13 protein-coding genes are annotated in these 19,179 nt (G+C 63.9%); 5 read left to right on the plus strand and 8 right to left on the minus strand.

Annotated features, from left to right (window positions below; genetic code table 11):
• Positions 1-99: 99 nt before the first annotated feature.
• Positions 100-1,227: a GNAT family N-acetyltransferase gene (locus R9B85_RS05555; RefSeq protein ID WP_252379255.1), complete on the minus strand. Its 1,128-nt coding sequence runs from the start codon at positions 1,225-1,227 to the stop codon at positions 100-102.
• A gap of 263 nt (positions 1,228-1,490) precedes the next feature.
• On the opposite strand from R9B85_RS05555, the gene R9B85_RS05560 reads away from it, so the two are divergent.
• A complete protein-coding gene (locus R9B85_RS05560; protein ID WP_114168310.1) occupies positions 1,491-2,735 on the plus strand; it encodes a putative porin in 1,245 nt (414 codons plus the stop codon).
• A 199-nt stretch (positions 2,736-2,934) separates the two neighbouring features.
• Here R9B85_RS05560 and R9B85_RS05565 read toward each other — a convergent pair whose 3' ends face one another.
• Positions 2,935-4,056, minus strand: coding sequence for a beta-ketoacyl-ACP synthase III (locus R9B85_RS05565; RefSeq protein WP_215521073.1), 1,122 nt, complete (start codon positions 4,054-4,056; stop codon positions 2,935-2,937).
• 219 nt (positions 4,057-4,275) lie between these two features.
• Complete coding sequence (gene hrpA / locus R9B85_RS05570) at positions 4,276-8,181, minus strand: ATP-dependent RNA helicase HrpA (protein ID WP_423770888.1); 3,906 nt, start codon at positions 8,179-8,181, stop codon at positions 4,276-4,278.
• A 515-nt stretch (positions 8,182-8,696) separates the two neighbouring features.
• Here hrpA and R9B85_RS05575 point away from each other — a divergent pair.
• Complete coding sequence (locus R9B85_RS05575; RefSeq protein ID WP_112253209.1) at positions 8,697-10,061, plus strand: glutamine synthetase family protein; 1,365 nt, start codon at positions 8,697-8,699, stop codon at positions 10,059-10,061.
• A 23-nt stretch (positions 10,062-10,084) separates the two neighbouring features.
• A complete protein-coding gene (locus R9B85_RS05580) occupies positions 10,085-11,392 on the plus strand; it encodes an NAD(P)/FAD-dependent oxidoreductase (protein WP_207876900.1) in 1,308 nt (435 codons plus the stop codon).
• A gap of 127 nt (positions 11,393-11,519) precedes the next feature.
• On the opposite strand, the gene fadD1 is transcribed toward R9B85_RS05580, so the two are convergent.
• Together fadD1 and fadD2 are read right to left on the minus strand one after the other, a co-directional pair.
• A complete protein-coding gene (gene fadD1 / locus R9B85_RS05585; RefSeq protein WP_423770889.1) occupies positions 11,520-13,217 on the minus strand; it encodes a long-chain-fatty-acid--CoA ligase FadD1 in 1,698 nt (565 codons plus the stop codon).
• 359 nt (positions 13,218-13,576) lie between these two features.
• Positions 13,577-15,265, minus strand: a complete 1,689-nt coding sequence (gene fadD2 / locus R9B85_RS05590) for a long-chain-fatty-acid--CoA ligase FadD2 (protein WP_112253212.1) — start codon at positions 15,263-15,265, stop codon at positions 13,577-13,579.
• A 218-nt stretch (positions 15,266-15,483) separates the two neighbouring features.
• On the opposite strand from fadD2, the gene R9B85_RS05595 reads away from it, so the two are divergent.
• On the plus strand, positions 15,484-16,428 hold the full coding sequence (locus R9B85_RS05595) for a lysophospholipase (RefSeq protein ID WP_423770890.1): 945 nt from the start codon (positions 15,484-15,486) through the stop codon (positions 16,426-16,428).
• 34 nt (positions 16,429-16,462) lie between these two features.
• Positions 16,463-16,933 carry a MaoC family dehydratase gene (locus tag R9B85_RS05600; protein WP_112253214.1) on the plus strand — a complete coding sequence of 157 codons (471 nt, stop codon included), beginning with the start codon at positions 16,463-16,465 and terminating at the stop codon, positions 16,931-16,933.
• 126 nt (positions 16,934-17,059) lie between these two features.
• On the opposite strand, the gene R9B85_RS05605 is transcribed toward R9B85_RS05600, so the two are convergent.
• From R9B85_RS05605 to R9B85_RS05615, 3 genes are read right to left on the minus strand one after another with little or no spacing between them, the layout of a single operon-like run.
• Positions 17,060-18,298 carry an RNA polymerase sigma factor gene (locus tag R9B85_RS05605; RefSeq protein ID WP_207876902.1) on the minus strand — a complete coding sequence of 413 codons (1,239 nt, stop codon included), beginning with the start codon at positions 18,296-18,298 and terminating at the stop codon, positions 17,060-17,062.
• Positions 18,298-18,783 carry an SRPBCC family protein gene (locus tag R9B85_RS05610; protein WP_313855952.1) on the minus strand — a complete coding sequence of 162 codons (486 nt, stop codon included), beginning with the start codon at positions 18,781-18,783 and terminating at the stop codon, positions 18,298-18,300. The genes R9B85_RS05605 and R9B85_RS05610 overlap by 1 nt, the downstream gene beginning before the upstream one ends.
• A 21-nt stretch (positions 18,784-18,804) precedes the next feature.
• A complete protein-coding gene (locus tag R9B85_RS05615) occupies positions 18,805-19,149 on the minus strand; it encodes a YciI family protein (RefSeq protein WP_013973721.1) in 345 nt (114 codons plus the stop codon).
• Positions 19,150-19,179 lie beyond the last annotated feature (30 nt).

The following is a 19,179-nucleotide window of genomic DNA, read 5'->3' on the forward strand; positions in this document are numbered from 1 at the left end:
TGCCCGCTCCCACAGGTACTGCATAGGCCGTGAAGTTTGTGCGATCCCTGTGGGAGCGGGTTTACCCGCGAAGAGGCCGGCAAAGGCAACCCAAACCCCTCAGTCCCGGCGATAGGGCAGCATCCCCCTGGCCTCCTCGGCATACGCCCGCACCCCGTCCCGCTCCTGCACCAGAAAATCCTCCACCGCCCGCCGCAGCCCCGGGTGCAGCAGGTAGTGCCATGACCGCGTCAGCACCGGCTCGAACCCGCGAATCAACTTGTGCTCGCCCTGCGCCCCGGCATCGAAACGCTGCAAACCCTCGGCAATGGCAAAGTCCATGCCCTGGTAGAAACAGGTCTCGAAATGCAGCCGGTCGAATTCATCCAGGCAACCCCAGTAACGACCGAACAGGCTGTCGCCACCCACCAGGCTCAAGGCCATGGCCACATCACGCCCGCCCTGGCGCGCCATCACCACGCGTAGCGCCTCGGGCATGCGCTCGGCCAGCAGGCTGAAGAATTCGCGGGTCAGGTAGGGCGCACGGCGGCGCACCGCATAGGTGTTGGCGTAGCAGCGGTAGACGAAATCCCACTGCGCCTGGTCCAGCTCAGCCCCGCGGTACCAACGAAAATCGATACCCTGCCCGGCTACCTGTTCACGTTCCTTGCGCATTTGCTTGCGCTTGCGTGAACTGAGGCTGTCGAGGAAATCCAGGAAGTCGCGGTAGCCGTGATTGCGCCAATGGAACTGGCAGCCCAGGCGCTCCATCCAGCCTGGCTGGCCAGCGAGCTGTTCGTCCAGCGCCGGGTCAGTGAAATTGATGTGCGCGCCAGACAGCCCGCCCTTGCCCAGGTACTCCGGTAACGCCTGCAGCACCAGCAGGCCATCGGCTGGGTCGGCGGCGAGCAGGCGCGGGCCGCTGACCGGGCTGAACGGCACGGCACCGAGCAGCTTGGGGTAGTAGGCAATGCCGGCCCGCTCACAGGCATCGGCCCAGCCATGGTCGAACACGTATTCGCCAAACGAGTGCCATTTGCGGTACGCCGGCAGCAGCGCCCGTACCTGCCCGTCACGTTCCAGCACCAGGTGCTCGGCAGCCCAGCCGGTGTTGCGCGCGACGCTGCCGCTGTCCTCCATGGCGCTGAGAAACGCATGGCGCAGGAACGGTTGGCCGGCCGGCACCAGGGCATCCCAGGTGGCCGCCGGAAGATCACGCAAATGGGCAAGGCTGTACAGGCTGGTCACGGTTCTGGCTCGCTGTTTCAAGGTACCCAGTATCCCCAAGGAAGGCCCGCCACTCAAATCACGATAGCCGGGACAGATCCTTTCATTCTCAATTACTTAACAGCAGTGCCACTAATTCGACATTAATCTGTCACTCGCCCCCGCAATACTTGCGCCTGTTTTCCGGAACCCCAGAACCTGTCTATTCAGGCCCTTTCCGAAGACATGCCAATACAGGGGCGGGCGCTTGAGCCTCCCCCATCTTATTCAACAGGGAGAACCTTATGCGTCTTGTTTCTACACTTACCGGAGTGAGCCTCACCGGCATGATGCTGGCTCTGAGTACTCCGGCCAGTGCAGCTGTCGACGCCAAGCTGCTCGAAATGCTCCGCGCCAACGGCTCGATCAACCAGGCGCAGTACAACGAACTGCAGGCGGACCTGGCTCAAGAAACCAAGGAAAAGGCCGCTCAGAAAGCTCAGTCCGACCGGATGAGCTCCTTTGAACAGAAAGTGGCATGGGCCGCCAAGACCCAGGTCAAGGGTGATGTGCGCCTGCGTTACGAAGACGTCAACGTCGACAACCCGAACAGCAGCAGCGGCAACCAGGACCGCCAGCGCGTGCGTGCCCGTGTCGGCTTCTACAGCGAAATCAACCCGCAGGTCGACGCCGGCATCCGTATCGCCACTGGCAGCAGCGCCGATCGCCGCTCGACCAACCAGAGCTTCGACAACTACTTCGACAAGAAGTCACTGTGGGTCGACCAGGCCTACCTCGACTGGCACCCGACCGCCGTTCCCAACCTGCACCTGATTGGCGGCAAGATGGCGCAGCCATGGGTGAGCATGGGCGACATCATCTGGGACAGCGACATCAACCCGGAAGGCGTGGCAGCCACCTACAAGACCGACCTGGGCGGGGCCGAAGTGTTCGCCAGCGCCGGTCAGTACACCCTCAAGGACAACGTCGATGGCGACGGTGTGCAATACAAGCATGACGCACAGGTCTATCACGGCCAGCTGGGCGCCAAGTTCGCACCGGCAGATGTGCTCAAGCTGACCGTCGGTGCCAGTATCTATGGCTACGACAACGACAAGGAAGCAACCATTCTGCAGTCGTTCGGCAACACCACCAACGAGTTCAACCTGGTGGAAGGCTTCGGCCAGCTGGACTTCACCGGCTTTGCCATCCCGCTGTCTGCGTATGGCCAGTACGTGAAGAACACCGAAAGCACCGATGGCGAAGACCAGGCCTGGCTGGCGGGCCTGAAAACCAAGGTCGGCGCCTGGAGCCTGGACTACAACTACCGCGACGTGCAGCGTAACGCGGTGGTCAGCCTGTTCACCGACTCCGACTTTGGCAACGGCTTTACCGGTTCGCGCGGGCACAAGTTCAAGGTCGGCTATGAAATCGACAAGAACTTCTCCCTGGGCGCGGCCTACCTGATGGCCAAGACCGATCTGTCGCAATTGCCCAACAGCGATGCCGATGTAGATACCCTGCAGGTAGACCTGGAAGCCAAGTTCTAAGCGATACCCTGCGCTGCGTCACCTGAAGCGGGAAATGCCGACCCCATCCGGCGTTTCCCGCTTTTTTTGCCTGGCAGAAATGCGCCGGCCTCTTCGCGGGTAAACCCGCTCCCACAGGGGATATCACAGTTTCGAATGCTGTGGTGTCCCTGTGGGAGCGGGCAAGCCCGCGAAGAGGCCGGTACAGGCGCCAGATAAATCAGCGCTTGCGCAGAATCACGCTACCAATCGAATACCCCGCACCAAACGAGCTCAACACCCCCAGCGAGCCCTTGGGCAGGTCGTCCTGGTACAGGTGGAAGGCAATCACCGAACCCGCCGAACTGGTGTTGGCGTAACGGTCGAGAATCACCGGTGCATCCTCCTCGGCCACTTCACGTCCCAGCAACTTCTTGACGATCAGGTGGTTCATGCTGAGGTTGGCCTGGTGCAGCCAGAAGCGTTTCACATCGCTGGGCTGCAGCCCGTTTTCCTGCAGGTGCTCACCGATCAGTTCGGCCACCTTCGGGCACACTTCGCGGAACACCTTGCGGCCTTCCTGGATGAACAGCTTGTCCGCTGCACCCTCGCCCTCTTCCGCCGCGCGGTTGAGGAAGCCGAAGTTGTTGCGGATGTTGTTGGAGAACTCGGTCCACAACTTGCTGCTGACGATGTCGAACTGGTGCGCCGAAGTGGCCTTGTCGGCACGTTCGAGCAATACCGCAGTGGCAGCATCGCCAAAGATGAAATGGCTGTCGCGGTCACGGAAGTTCAGGTGGCCGGTGCACACCTCCGGGTTGACCATCAGCACCGCACGCGCCTGGCCCAGGGCCACGCTGTTGGCGGCGGTCTGGATGCCGAAAGTGGCCGACGAGCAGGCCACGTTCATGTCGAAGGCAAAGCCCTGGATGCCCAGCGCCTGCTGCACTTCGATGGCAATGGCCGGGTACGGGCGCTGCAGGTTGGAGCAGGCGACGATCACCCCATCGACATCGGCGGCGGTGCGACCGGCGCGCTCCAGGGCCTGGCGGGCGGCAGCCACGGCCATTTCGCAAAGCACCGACGGCTCGTCGTTGGAGCGCTCTGGCAGGCGTGGTTTCATGCGCTGCGGGTCGAGGATGCCAGCCTTGTCCATGACGAAGCGGCTCTTGATGCCCGAGGCCTTTTCGATGAACGCCGCGTCGGACAGCGGCGCTGCTTCGACTTCAGCGCGCTCGATGGCAGCAGCGTTGTCCTGGTTGAACTGCTGCGACCAGGCGTTGAAGGAAGCCACCAGTTCTTCGTTGGAAATGCTCTGGGCCGGGGTGTACAGGCCGGTGCCGCTGATCACGACGTTATGCACGGTCGTTCCTCTGGTCAAAGGCCATCGCCACGGGGCGCTGGCTGGGAAACATGACAGGTTAATGGCACTTTAGTGCCAATTTAAGGGCGAGGGCTGCGCCCTCGTTCGCGGGCACGCCCGCTCCCACAGGGATCGCGTTGCTCCTGAGAACACTGTGGTACCCGCGAAGGGCCGCCAAGCAGCCCCAAATTGCATCAATATTGCCACAACTGTGGAAGTTTAGCCCTCCACCTGGCTCCATTGCTTGCTCAATCGCTTGTCGGAAATCGGCACCTTGGTCCCCAACTGCTGGGCAAACAGCGAAACCCGGTATTCCTCCAGCCACCAGCGATACAGGGTCAGCTGCTCATCACGCTTGCCTTCCTGGGCATGCTTGTCGGCACGGGCCTTGTACTGCGCCCACAGGTTGGCCAGTTCACCACTCCACACCCGGTCCTTCTGCACCTGCGAACCCAGCTTCTCCAGGCGCAGCTCCACCGCCTTGAGGTAACGCGGCAGCTCCTTGAACCAGCTCCCCGGGGTTTCGCGGACGAAGCCCGGGTACACCAGGTTGCCGAGCTGTTGCTTGATATCGTTCAACGCCACCGCCTGGCTCAGGTCGATCTTGCCCTTGAAGCGCTTCTGCAGCCCATGCCACAGCTTCAGCACTTCCAACGTCTGCCGTGCCAGGCGCTCGGCATGCTCGGCCCAGCTGCCGCGCTTGCGTTCGGCCAGGCCAGCCAGGGCCGCACCATCACGTGGCAACGGCTGTTCGCCTTCAAGGATGCAGCTGTCCAGGCTGGCCAGCAGAATATCCTCGACCAGCGCCTCGACCCGGCCCATTTCACGGTACAGCAGGCCCAGTTCGGTAAGCCCTGGCAGCTTGCCGCGCAGGTACTTGGCCGGCTCGGCCAGCTGCTGCAGCAACAGGCGCTGCAAGGCGCGGCGGTGCTGGAACTCGGCTTCGGCCTGGGTCGAGAAGCGCCCTTCGCGCACGGTGCCGCCCTCTTCCACCAGCGCCGGGTACACGGTCATCGACAGGCCGGCGATCTTCTGCTGCGCGGTCTGCTTGACCTCGCTGAAGGCCTTGGCCTGTACCGGCTGCTCGCTCTTGGCGTCACGCGGCACGGCCAGCGCTGCCTGGCTGGCGGCGGCAAAGCGCGCGGTCAGCTCGGCCAGGTCGCGGCCTTCACCGAGGAACTTGCCCTGGCCATCGACCACTTCGATGTTCATGCGCAGGTGGCCTTCGACCAGGTTGACCGACTCGTCCCAGGCCTCATCGGGCACACGGGCACCGGTCATGCGCAGCAGCTCCTGCCCCAGGGCCTGCGGCAATGCGCCCTGGCCGAAGGTCATGCGCGCCAGCGAGGCCTTGACGAAGTCCGGCACCGGCACGAAGTTCTTGCGCAAGGCCTTGGGCAGGTTGCGCACCAGCGCCACGCACTTGGCTTCCAACAGGCCTGGCACCAGCCACTCCAGGCGCTCGCCCGGCAGGCTCGGCAACAGCGGCGCTGGCACCCGCACGGTCACGCCGTCACGCGGGTGGCCGGGCTCGAAGTGGTAGCTCAGCGGCAGGCGCAATTCACCCACTTGCAGGCTGTCGGGGTACTGCGCAGCGGTCACTTCGCTGGCCTCACGCGCCAGAACGTCTTCCTCGCGCATGATCAGCAGGTTGGCGTCCTTCTGGCTGCCCATGCGGTACCAGGCGTCGAAGGTCGCGGTCTGGTGGATTTCCGCTGGCAGGCGCGCTTCGTAGAAGGCGTACAGCGTTTCTTCGTCAGCCAGGATGTCGCGCCGACGGGCCTTGGCTTCGAGTTCGTCGAGGGTTTCCAGCAGTCGCTTGTTGGCCGCCAGGCACTTGGCCCGCGACTGGATTTCGCCACCCACCAGGCCTTCGCGGATGAACAGCTCGCGTGAGGTGACCGGGTCGATCGGGCCGAAATGCACCGGGCGGCGACCAACCAGGATCAGGCCGTACAGGGTGATCTGTTCATAGGCCACCACTTGCCCGCGCTTCTTCTCCCAGTGCGGCTCGAAGTGGTTCTTCTTGACCAGGTGGCCGGCCAGCGGTTCGATCCAGTCCGGTTCGATCTTGGCCACCATGCGTGCGTACAGCTTGGTGGTCTCGACCAGTTCGGCGGCCATCACCCACTGCGGGCGCTTGCGCCCCAGGCCAGACGATGGGTGTACCCAGAAGCGCCGCTGCCGCGCCCCCTGGTAGTCGCCTTCTTCGGTCTTCTGGCCGATCTGGCTGAGCAGACCACTGAGAATGGCCTTGTGCATCTTCTGGTAGTCGCACGGTTCTTTGTTCACCGTCAACTGCAGGTCACGGCAGATCAGCGCAAGCTGGCGATGGGCATCGCGCCATTCGCGCAGGCGCAGGTAGTTCAGGAAGTTCTTGCGGCACCAGTTGCGCAGCGGGTTGGCGGTCAGCGCCTGACGTTGCTCCTCGAAGCCACGCCACAGGTTGACCAGCGCGGCGAAGTCGGAGTCCACATCCTTCCATTGCGCGTGTGCCTGGTCAGCGGCCTGCTGGCGCTCCGGCGGGCGTTCGCGCGGGTCTTGCACCGACAGCGCACTGGTGACGATCAGCACTTCCTGCAGGCTGCCCAGGCGGGCGCCTTCGAGCAGCATGCGGCCCAGCCGCGGGTCGATCGGCAGGCGCGCCAGCTGGCGACCGATCGGCGTCAGCTGGTTCTCGCGGTTGACCGCCGACAGCTCCTGCAACAGGTTGAACCCGTCGCTGATGGCCTTGCCATCCGGCGGCTCGATGAACGGGAAGGCGTCGATTGCGCCCAGGCGCAGGTGCAGCATCTGCAGAATCACTGCCGCCAGGTTGGTGCGCAGGATTTCCGGGTCGGTGAACGCCGGCCGGCTGTTGAAATCCTCTTCGCTGTACAGGCGCACGCAGATGCCCGGCTCGACCCGGCCACAGCGGCCTTTACGCTGGTTGGCGCTGGCCTGCGACACCGCCTCGATGGGCAGGCGCTGGACCTTGGCGCGGTAGCTGTAGCGGCTGATGCGCGCGGTACCGGTGTCGATCACATAGCGGATGCCCGGCACGGTCAGCGAGGTTTCCGCAACGTTGGTGGCCAGCACCACACGGCGCCCGGTGTGCGGCTGGAAGATGCGCTGCTGCTCGGCCGGCGACAGGCGTGCGTACAGCGGCAGGATCTCGGTGTGGCGCAGTTGCGCCTTGCGCAGGATCTCGGCGGCATCGCGGATCTCGCGCTCGCCCGGGAGGAAGATCAGCACATCGCCGGGGCCCTTGCCCTCGCTGCGCTCGTGCTGCGACAGTTCGTCCAGGGTCGCGACAATGGCCTGATCGACGGTGAGGTCGTCCTCGATCTGGTTGCCCTCCTCGTCCTGCTCGCTGGTCAGCGGGCGGTACCAGGTTTCCACCGGGAAGGTACGCCCGGACACCTCGATGATCGGCGCACCGTCGAAGTGTTGGGAGAAACGCTCAAGGTCGATGGTCGCCGAGGTGATGATGAGTTTCAGGTCCGGACGACGGTGCAGCAGGGTCTTCAGGTAACCGAGCAGGAAGTCGATGTTGAGGCTGCGTTCGTGGGCTTCGTCGACGATGATCGTGTCGTAGCGCTCGAGGAAGCGGTCGTGCTGGGTTTCGGCCAGCAGGATACCGTCGGTCATCAGCTTGACCAAGGTATTGGCGTCGCTCTGGTCCTCGAAGCGCACCTGGTAGCCGACCAGCCCGCCCAGGGGCGTACCCAGCTCTTCGGCAACCCGCGCGGCAACACTGCGCGCGGCGATGCGGCGGGGCTGGGTGTGGGCGATCAGGCCATGGCTGCCACGGCCCAGTTCCAGGCAGATCTTCGGCAGCTGGGTGGTCTTGCCAGAACCGGTTTCGCCGGCGATCACCAGCACCTGGTGCTCGGCCAGGGCCTTCTTGATTTCGTCACGCTTGGCAGCGATCGGCAGGCTGTCGTCGTAGCGCACGGTCGGCACGCTCTGCTGGCGCGCAGTGACCTGGGCACAGGACGCCTGGACCTTTTCCACCCACTGCGCCAGCTTGGCCTCGTCGGGGCGCTTGCGCAGTTCGTGCAATTGCCGGCGCAGGCGATGGCGGTCGGCGATCATGGCGTGGTCGAGGTTTTGCAGCAGTTTGTCGATGGCGTGGTCAGTCATGGGGCTTTTTAGTGATGCAGGTGGGCCTGCTTTTTCATGATCGGCATTCGAAGGATGCGCGATTGTCGCAGATTTGCCGGGTTTCTGCTGCCTGTGCCGGCCTCTTCGCGGGTACCCCACAGCTCTCAGCCTCGATGCGATCCTGTGGGAGCGGGTTCACCCGCGAAGAGGCCAGTTGCAACAGCACATATGTTTAGCCAAATGCGATGTAAAGGTTGCCATTCACTGCTTTAATCAACCTTACGCCGCATGTGAGTATCAAAGGCATGACTCCCGTCCAGCCCATCGCCCCACCGTCGTCCCGCCCTTCGCAAGCGAAGGCCAGGCGCCGTGCCGGTGAAAATCCGCTGGTCCACATCATCCTCGCCTTCTGGGCCCTGTGGCACTGCCGTCACGCACGCCCACCGGATTTCCCACTCTCGCCTTTGTGACCAAACCCGGCCATCGTCTGGCCGTTTGACTCAGCCGGGCCGCCTGCATGCGCGGTGGCCCGTGCATCCGCGAGCGAATCCAACATGCACTTTGCACCCGTAGAGCAGGCCAGCCGTTTTCTGGCCGACAACCCCGATATCGAGCTGTTCGAACTGTTCATCCTCGACGCCAACGGCGTACCGCGCGGCAAGCTGCTACACCGCGAGGAACTGCTGGCCGTGTATCAGACCGGCCGGCCGCTGCCCAGCACCATTCTCGGCCTGACCCTGAACGGCGACGACGTGGAAAACTCCGGCCTGGTGTGGGACGTGGGCGATATCGACTGCCGCGCCTACCCGCTTGAAGGCAGCCTGGTGCGCCTGCCCTGGCGCCGGGTGCCGACTGCCGCAGTGCAGGTGAGCATGCACCCGAACGAAGGCCTGCCGGCCAGCGTCGCCGACCCGCGCCACGTGCTGCTGCGTACCATCGAAGCATTGAAGGCCGACGGCTACCATCCGGTGATGGCGTGCGAGCTGGAGTTCTACCTGCTCGACCAGAAACCTGATGCCCAAGGCCGCCCGCAACCGGCACTGGACAACGACGGCGGCCGCCCACGCACCACCCAGGTATATGGCCTGCGCGAACTGGAGCAGATCGAGCCGTTCCTCGCCGACCTCTACGCCGCCTGCAAGGCCCAGGGCATCCCGGCGCGCACGGCGATTTCGGAATACGCCCCCGGCCAGGTGGAAATCACCCTTGAGCACGGCGACGCCCTGCAGGCGATGGACCAGGCCGTGCGCTACAAACGCCTGGTCAAAGGTATTGCCCACGCCCATGGCATGCAGGCCTGCTTCATGGCCAAGCCGTTCGCGCAACTGGCCGGTACCGGCATGCACATGCACCTGAGCCTTGCCGACAGCGCCGGCAACAACCTGTTCGCCAGTGAAGACAAGGCCGGCACCCCGCTGCTGCGCCAGGCCGTGGCCGGCATGCTGCGCCACCTGCGCGACTCGCTGCTGCTGTTCTGCCCCAACGCCAACTCGTTCCGCCGCTTCCAGGCCAACAGCTATGCCCCGCTGGCGCCAACCTGGGGCGTCGACAACCGCACCGTGAGCCTGCGCATACCTGGCGGCCCGGCCAACAGCCGGCATGTGGAGCACCGCATCTGCGGCGCCGATGCCAACCCCTACCTGGCCGCTGCGGCGATCCTTGCCGCCAGCCACCGGGGCATCCGCGAACAGCTGGACCCGGGGGCACCGGTGGAAGGCAACGGCTATGCCCAGGCCACCGAACACCTGCCCACCGACTGGCTGACTGCACTCGACGCACTGCAGCACTCCAGCTGGGCTCGCGAAGCACTGGGCGAGGACTTCCTTGGCGTGTACCTGAAGGTCAAGCGCGCCGAGTACCGCCAGTTCATGGCCGAAGTCAGCGAGCAGGACTGGCGCTGGTACCTGCACCAGGCCTGAGCCCCAGATTACAAGGAACCCTCATGAATGCAGCATTGAACAAGGGCCCGGCGCAGCGCGCGCCGTCCTACTACAGCGCCACCCTCAACGACCACACCGAGTACCCGCAGCTCAAGGGCACGGTACAGGTGGATGTGGCGATCATCGGCGGCGGCTTCACCGGCGTCGCCACGGCGGTGGAACTGGCCGAGCGCGGCCTGAAGGTGGCCATCGTCGAAACCAACCGTATCGGCTGGGGTGCCAGCGGGCGCAACGGTGGCCAGGTTACCGGCAGCCTGTCGGGCGATGAAGCCATGCGCTCGCAGATGCGCAACCGCCTGGGTGCCGAGGTCGATGACTTCATCTGGCACTTGCGTTGGCGCGGCCACCAGGTGATCGAGCAGCGCGTGGCGCGCTACGGCATCGACTGCGACCTCAAGCGCGGCCACCTGCATGCGGCGATGAAGCCCTCGCACATGGACGAGCTGCGCGCATTCGAAGCCGAGGCCCAGCGCCGGGGCATGAGCGAGGAGGTGCAACTGCTGGACCGCGCCGGCATGGCCGAGCACCTGCAAAGCCCGTTGTACCTGGGCGCGCTGAAGAACCTGCGCAACCTGCACCTGCACCCGCTCAACCTGTGCCTGGGCGAGGCCCGTGCTGCCCATGGCCTGGGGGCGCTGATTTTCGAGAACTCCGAAGTGCTGGAGATCGTCCACGGCCCGCGCCCGGCGGTGGTCACCGCGCACGGGCGGGTCGAGGCGCGCCAGGTGATGCTGGCCGGCGATGTGTACCACAAACTGGAAAAGCGCCAGCTCAAGGGCAAGATATTCCCGGCCATGGGCGGCATCGTCACCACCGCACCGCTGGGGGAGCTGGCCGACCAGATCAACCCGCAGGACCTGGCGGTATACGACTGCCGCTTCGTGCTCGACTACTACCGCCTGACCGCCGACAAGCGCCTGCTGTTCGGCGGTGGCGCCAACTATTCCGGCCGTGATTCACGGGATATCGAAGGCGAACTGCGCCCGTGCATCGAGCGCACCTTCCCGGCATTGAAAGGGGTGCCGATCGAGTTCCAGTGGAGCTGCGCCATGGGCATCGTGGTCAACCGCATCCCGCAGCTGGGCAAGCTGTCGGAGAACGTGTGGTATTGCCAGGGTTATTCGGGGCACGGGATTGCCACCAGCCACATCATGGGCGAGATCATGGCCGAGGCGTTGACCGGGACGCTGGAGAAGTTCGACACCTTTGCCCAGTGCAAGCATGTGCGGGTGCCGATGGGGGACTTGCTGGGGAATCCGCTGCTGGCGGCGGGGATGTGGTACTACCAGATGCTGGAGAAACTGCGCTGATTTTACCGGCCTCTTCGCGGGTAAACCCGCTCCCACAGGTATTGCACAACCCTTGAGAGTTGCACAGAACCTGTGGGAGCGGGTTCACCCGCGAAGGGGCCGGTAAAGCCAGCAGTGATTCAGAAGATCAGGCGATCTTCTTCAAGCCCTGCTTCTTCAGCTCTTCATCGCGCAGTTCACGGCGCAGGATCTTGCCAACGTTGGTGGTCGGCAACGCGTCGCGGAACTCGATCTGGCGCGGGACCTTGTAGCCGGTGACGTTGGCACGCATGTGCTCCATCACCTGCTCCTTGGTCACGGTCATGCCCGGCTTGACCACGATGAACACCTTGATCACTTCACCGGACTTCTCGTCCGGTACGCCGATGGCCGCGCACTGCAGCACGCCTGGCAGGGCCGCCAGCACATCTTCCAGCTCGTTGGGGTACACGTTGAAGCCCGAGACCAGGATCATGTCCTTCTTGCGGTCGACAATGCGCATGTAGCCATCCGCCTGGATCACCGCGATGTCACCGGTCTTCAGCCAGCCATTGCTGTCGAGGATCTCCGCAGTGGCATCCTCGCGCTGCCAGTAGCCCTTCATCACCTGAGGGCCCTTGATGCACAGCTCACCAACTTCGCCCAGCGGCAGTTCGTTGCCGGCGTCGTCGATCACCTTGCACAGGGTCGAGGGTACCGGAATACCGATAGTGCCAACCTGGTTGGCCTCCGACGGGTTCACCGCGGCCACCGGGCTGGTCTCGGTCATGCCATAGCCTTCGCAGATGGCGCAACCGGTCACGGCCTTCCAGCGCTCGGCCACGCTCAGCTGCAGGGCCATGCCGCCGGACAGGGTGATCTTCAGCGCCGAGAAGTCCAGGGCCCGGAACGCCTCGTTGTTGCACAAGGCAACGAACAAGGTATTGAGGCCGACGAAGCCACTGAACTTCCACTTGCCCAGCTCCTTGACCATGGCCGGCAGGTCACGCGGGTTGCTGATCAGCACGTTGTGGTTGCCGATCAGCATCATCGCCATGCAATGGAAGGTAAAGGCATAGATGTGGTACAGCGGCAGCGGCGTGATGAGGATTTCGCAGCCTTCGTGCAGGTTGGAGCCCATCAGCGCCCGGCACTGCAGCATGTTGGCCACCAGGTTGCGGTGGGTCAGCATCGCGCCCTTGGCCACGCCGGTGGTACCACCGGTGTATTGCAGCACCGCCACATCGTTGGCCTGCGGGTTGGCCTCGGTCACCGGCTGGCCCTTGCCCAGCGCCAGTGCGTCGTTGAAGCGCACGGCCTGCGGCAGATTATAGGCCGGCACCATCTTCTTCACGTACTTGATCACACTGTTGATCAGCAGGCGCTTGAGCGGCGGCAGCAGGTCGGCCACTTCGGTGACGATGAAATGCCTGACCTGAGTCTTGGGCACCACCTTCTCGGCCAGGTGGGCCATGTTGGCCAGGCACACCAGCGCCTTGGCGCCCGAGTCGTTGAACTGATGTTCCATTTCCCGTGCGGTGTACAGCGGGTTGGTATTGACCACGATCAGCCCGGCACGCATGGCACCGAATACCGCCACCGGGTATTGCAATACGTTAGGCAGTTGCACGGCAATGCGGTCACCTGGCTTGAGGTCGGTATGCTGCTGCAGCCAGGCGGCAAACGCCCCCGACAGCGCATACAGCTCGCCATAAGTGATAGTCTTGCCCAGGTTGCTAAAGGCCGGTTTGTCGGCAAAGCGTTGGCAGGATTGCTTGAGTACCGCCTGGATATTGGGGAATTCGTCAGGATTGATTTCCGCCGTAATCCCGGCTGGGTACTTATCCTTCCAAAAATGTTCGATCATGGAAGCCCACTCCTTCAGCAACAGCGAAGTTCGATTCACGCGTCGATGCGCTTATTATTGATATGTGATGACGGCTCATTGCAAACCGGATCATCTGAAAGCGGGCCGAGAGTAACAGCTTTGCCAGGGGTCGCCTAGAGGCCAAAACAGGCCTCACGGTCACAAAAATGACTCAATGAACAATACAGGTCATTTTTAGAGTATTTATCCAAAATGTCGCAGATCGGGCTGTAAATAGCCTGTTAGAGCGGTTTGAAAGCATTCGCGGGTGAACCCGCTCCCACACAGGTACTGCACAGGCCTTGAGAACTGCAAGCCCCTGTGGGAGCGGGTTCACCCGCGAAGAATCCAACTCGGTCTCAAGCTATGTCGCGCAGCTCCCGCCGCAGGATCTTGCCCACCGGCGTCATTGGCAACGACTCACGCAGCACGATGTGCTTGGGCACCTTGTAGCCGGTGAAGTTGGCCTTGCAGTAGGCCTTCAGCTCATCCACGCTCAGCCCGCCCTCACGCGGTACCACGAACAACTTGACCGCCTCGCCGGAACGCTCGTCCGGCACGCCGATGGCCGCACAGTTGGCAACCTTGGGGTGCCCCATCACTACATCCTCGATCTCGTTGGGGTACACGTTGAAACCCGAGACGATGATCATGTCCTTCTTGCGGTCGACGATGCGGGTAAAGCCGTCCGGGTCGATCACTGCGATGTCGCCGGTCTTGAACCAGCCCTCCGCATCCAGGGCCTGGGCCGTGGCCTCGGGCTGCTGCCAGTAGCCTTTCATCACCTGCGGGCCCTTGATGCACAGCTCGCCCCGCTCGCCCAGCGGTAGCTCGTTGCCGTCATCGTCGATCACCTTGAAGGCGGTGCCCGCCACCGGGATACCCACCGTGCCCAGGCGCGCCAGCTGGCCATAGGGGTTGGTGCTGGCCACCGGCGAGGTTTCGGTCAGGCCGTAGCCTTCGACGATGCGGCAACCGGTAAGCGCCTCCCAGCGCTCGGCCGTGGCCTTGACCAGCGCGGTGCCGCCAGAGTTGGTGACCTTCAGCGCCGAAAAGTCGAGCTGGCGGAAGCCCGGGTGGTCCATCAGTGCGACGAATAGCGTGTTCAGGCCCAGCAAGGCGGAGAAACGCCATTTGCCCAGCTCCTTGATGAAGCCGGAGATATCCCGCGGGTTGGTGATCAGCACGTTGTGGTTGCCGGTGACCATCATGCACATGCAGTTCGCGGTAAAGGCATAGATATGGTAAAGCGGCAGCGGCGCGATCATCACCTCCTGGCCGTCCTTGATCAGCTTCTGCCCGTCCGGCCCGTGCTGCGAGAAGCAGGCCAGCACCTGCAGCATGTTGGCCACCAGGTTGCCGTGGGTGAGCATGGCGCCCTTGGCCAGGCCGGTGGTGCCACCGGTGTATTGCAGCACGGCAGTGTCGTCCAGGCTGAGCGGCACCGGCTTGTGCGACAGCTCGCGGCCCTGACGCAGTACCTGCTTGAACGACACCGCCTGGGGCAGCTGATAGGCCGGGACCATCTTCTTCACTTTGTCGACCACGGTGTTGACCAGCCAGCCCTTGGCGGTGGGCAGCAGGTCGCCCATCCTGGCCTCGATCAGGTACTCGATGCCGGTATCGGGCAACACCTCCTGCACGCGCTTGCCGAACATGTTCAGGTACACCAGCGCACGCGCGCCGCTGTCCTTGAACTGGTGGCGCATCTCGCGCTCGGTATACAGCGGGTTGGTGTTGACCACGATCAGGCCTGCGCGCAGGGCACCGAACACGGCGATGGGGTATTGCAGCACGTTGGGCATCTGCACCGCGATGCGGTCGCCCGGCTTGAGGTCGGTGTGCTGCTGCAGCCAGGCGGCGAAGGCCGCCGATTGGCGCTCCAGCTCTGCGTAGGTCAGGGTCACGCCCAGGTTGCTGAAGGCCGGGCGGTCGGCGAAACGTTTGCAGGAGCGCTCGAACACCTCGACGACCGAGGTGTAGGCATTGATGTCGATGGTGGAGGGCACGCCCGCCGGGCGCTTGTCATTCCAGAAGTCGGCTTGCATTTATTATTGTTCCTCTGCCTGGACTGCTGCGAGTCCTGTAGTCCTTTCACCTGCCCGCCCGAAAGCGAAAAGGCGTTGACCCGACGTTAGCAGGTAAGCCCAAGGCGGCATATACGCCAAGTGCCGCCATTAACATTGTGAATCTTATTTGTGCTCTTCCTGCAATCCGGTCGGTTGTGCATACACTGTTCGGGTACCTGTGCGCACAAGGACCCGCCATGCCTCACGACGCCTTCTGGTTGCCCGCCAGCGAGCACTGCAGCCTGTATGTGCACCAATGGTTGCCGGCCAAACCGGTAAAAGCCGTGGTCCTGCTGGCCCACGGCATGGCCGAGCATGCCGGGCGCTACCAGCACCTGGGCCATGCCCTGAGCGAGGCCGGCTTCGCCCTGTTCGCCGCCGACCAGCGCGGCCATGGGCGCACCGCCGAACTGGGCAGCCTCGGCCTGTTCGCCCGCAGTCATGGCTGGAATGCCGTAGTCAACGACCTCGGGCTGCTGGCCCAGCACATCGGCCAGCAATACCCGGGCACGCCGCTGTTCCTGTTCGGCCACAGCATGGGCAGCTACATCGCCCAGGCCTACCTGCTGCACCACAGTGGCAGCCTGCAGGGGGCGATCCTCAGCGGCTCCAACTACCAGCCGGCGGCGCTGTACCGCGTGGCGCGGCTGATTGCCCGGCTGGAGGCCTGGCGCCAGGGGCCGCTGGGCAAGAGCGCGTTGATAGAGTGGTTGTCGTTCGGCTCGTTCAACAAGGCTTTCAAGCCCAACCGCACGGCGTTCGACTGGCTCAGCCGCGACCCGGCGCAGGTCGACCTGTACGTCAACGACCCGTTGTGCGGCTTTCGCTGCAGCAATCAATTGTGGCTCGACCTGCTGCAAGGCTTGGCGCAGATCAGCCAGCCGAGTAACCTCGCGCAGATCGATCCGAACCTGCCACTGCTGGTAATCGGTGGTGAATGTGATCCGGTCAGTGCCGGCAAGCGTCTCACCCTTCTGGCCGACGCCCTGCGCGCGACCGGCAATCGACATGTACAGCTGCGCGTCTATCCTGAGGCGCGGCACGAAGTACTCAACGAAACCAACCGTGACGAGGTCACCGCCGATATCCTCGGCTGGCTCGAACAGGCACTGGCCCTAGGCCGCCCTGTGCGCAGTGAATGATAGCCGCCCTCGCCTACCGCTTAAGGAAGCCCCGATGTCCCAGGTCACCAACACGCCTTACGAAGCCCTCGAAGTCGGCGACAAGGCCGAGTACAAGAAGTCCGTCGAAGAACGCGACATCCAGTTGTTCGCCGCGATGTCCGGTGACCACAACCCGGTACACCTGGACGCCGAGTTCGCTGCCAAGAGCATGTTCCGCGAGCGCATTGCCCACGGCATGTTCAGCGGCGCGCTGATCAGTGCTGCAGTGGCCTGCACCCTGCCTGGCCCTGGCACTATCTACCTGGGCCAGCAGATGAGCTTCCAGAAGCCGGTGAAAATTGGCGATACCCTGACCGTGCGCCTGGAAATCCTGGAGAAGCTGCCCAAGTTCAAGGTGCGCATCGCCACCAATGTGTACAACCAGAATGATGAGCTGGTGGTTGCCGGTGAGGCCGAGATCCTTGCACCGCGCAAGCAGCAGACCGTCGAGCTGGTGTCGCCGCCGAATTTTGTGGCTAGCTGAAGATTGATGCAGGCAGTACCGGCCCTTTCGCGGGTAAACCCGCTCCCACATGGACCTCACAGCATCAAGCCGTGACGCAATCCTGTGGGAGCGGGTTTACCCGCGAAGAGGCCGGCGCAGCCAACATCATTCGATCGCCTGCAACCGCCGCTCGATATGCCTGCGCTCCGGCTCCTGCCGGGTCAGCGCCAGCGCCTGCCGCCAGGCCGCACGGGCCTCTTCAATATGCCCCAGCTGGTAATGCAGCTCGCCCCGCGTCGCATGTGCCAGGTGATAGTCCAGCAACTCCCCCCTCGCCAGAATACCGTCGACTTCCCGCAGGCCAACCTCCGGCCCATCCCGCTTGGCCAACGCAACAGCCCTGTTCAGTTCCACCACCGCCGACGGCCAATGCCGCTGGAGCACGTCATACAGCCCGACAATTTCCACCCAGTCGGTCTCTTCCGCCGTCGCCGCTTCGGCATGCACCGCCGCTATCGCCGCCTGCACGGTATACGCACCGAACGCGCGGCTTTGCAGGGCCTGGCGCACCAGCTCGCAACCTTCGTCAATGCGTCGCCGGTCCCACAGGCTACGGTCCTGCTGCTCGAGCAATACCAGGTTGCCCTGGCCATCGGTACGCGCCCGCTGCCGGGATGCCTGCAGCAACATCAGGGCCAGCAGGCCGACCGCCTCCGGGTCGGGCAACAATTGCACCAGCAGCCGCGCCAGGCGAATGGCTTCATCGCTCAGTTCCTGCTGCAACAGCGCCTCGCCTGACGACGCCGAATAGCCCTCGTTGAACACCAGGTAGATCACCCGCAGCACGCTCTCCAGGCGCTCGGGCAGTTCGCTGAGCTCCGGCACCTGATAAGGGATGCCCGCATCACGGATCTTGGCCTTGGCACGCACGATACGCTGGGCGATGGTGGCCGGGCTCTGCAGGAAAGCGCGAGCGATCTGCTCGGTGGTCAGGTCGCAGACTTCACGCAGGGTCAGCGGTACCTGGGCATCGGCGGACAACGCCGGGTGGCAGCAGGTGAAGATCAGCCGCAGACGGTCGTCGGCCAACAGCTCTTCTTCGCTTGGGTCCTGCGCGTGGCCGTCGAGCTGCATGCTCAGGTCCGCCTGGGAACGGTCGAAACGGGCGCGCCGGCGCAGCGCATCGATGGCCTTGAAGCGGCCGGTGGAGACCAGCCACGCCCGCGGGTTATCGGGAATACCGTCGCGCTGCCAGCGCTCGACGGCGATGAAGAAGGCGTCGTGCATGGCCTCCTCGGCCAGGTCGAAATCACCCAGCAGGCGGATCAGCGTCGCCAGGATGCGCCGTGACTCGCTCCGGTAGACCGCCTCGACCTCAGCACGCACTTGCGCCAGTGCCGTCATCAGTCGGGCATCCGCTGGGTCACCACCTCCACCAGGCGGTCCAGGCTTTCTCCCCAGCCCTGGTGAAAGCCCATTTCCTCATGGGCGCGGCAATCGGCGGCGTTCCAGTGCCAGGCGCTGGCGGTGTAACGGGTTTTGCCCTGCTCCTCGTCAAAACTGATCACGGCAGTCATGAAAGCCTTGTCCGAAGGCACCCAGCCTGGGCCGAAGGCATCGGTGAACACCAGCCGCCGAGGCGCGGCGATTTCCAGGAACACGCCCTGGTTCGGGTACTCGCTGCCATCCGGCGCCCGCATCAGGGTGCGGAACAGGCCACCGATCCACAACTGCATCTCGCACTCCGGGGTGGTCATGCCGTGCGGCCCCCACCACTGCATCAGCCACTGGGGATCGGTCCAGGCGCGGAACACCTTGGCCGGTGGCGCGTCGATCAGGCGGCTGATGGACAACTCGTGTTGCGCTTGCGCGGGGTGGGCAAGGCTCATGCTGGTAGGTCTCCATTGCTGTCAGGGTTGCAGTTCGCGCACCGGCCGCACCTCGACACTGCCGACCCGCGCGGCGGGGATGCCCTTGGCGATGTTCAGCGCCTCGTTCAGGTCGCGGGCTTCCACCAGGTAGAAGCCCGCCAGTTGCTCCTTGGTCTCGGCGAACGGGCCATCGGTCAGGCTCATGTGCCCGTTGCGCATGCGCACTGTGGTGGCGGTCTGCACCGGCTTCAGCGCCTCGGCCGCCAGCATTCGCCCGGAGCCTTGAATGGATTCGGCATACGCCATGCATTCGGCGTCTTCCGGGCTGTCGGGCAGGCTGTGCAGCAGCCCCTCGTCACAATAGACCAGGCACAGGTATTTCATGGTCGCCTCCAGGGCTTTGGCAAAGTGCGT

It is taken from the genome of Pseudomonas sp. NLJ1, from assembly GCF_049486705.1.
In the GTDB taxonomy this organism is placed as follows: Bacteria; Pseudomonadota; Gammaproteobacteria; order Pseudomonadales; family Pseudomonadaceae; genus Aquipseudomonas; species Aquipseudomonas inefficax.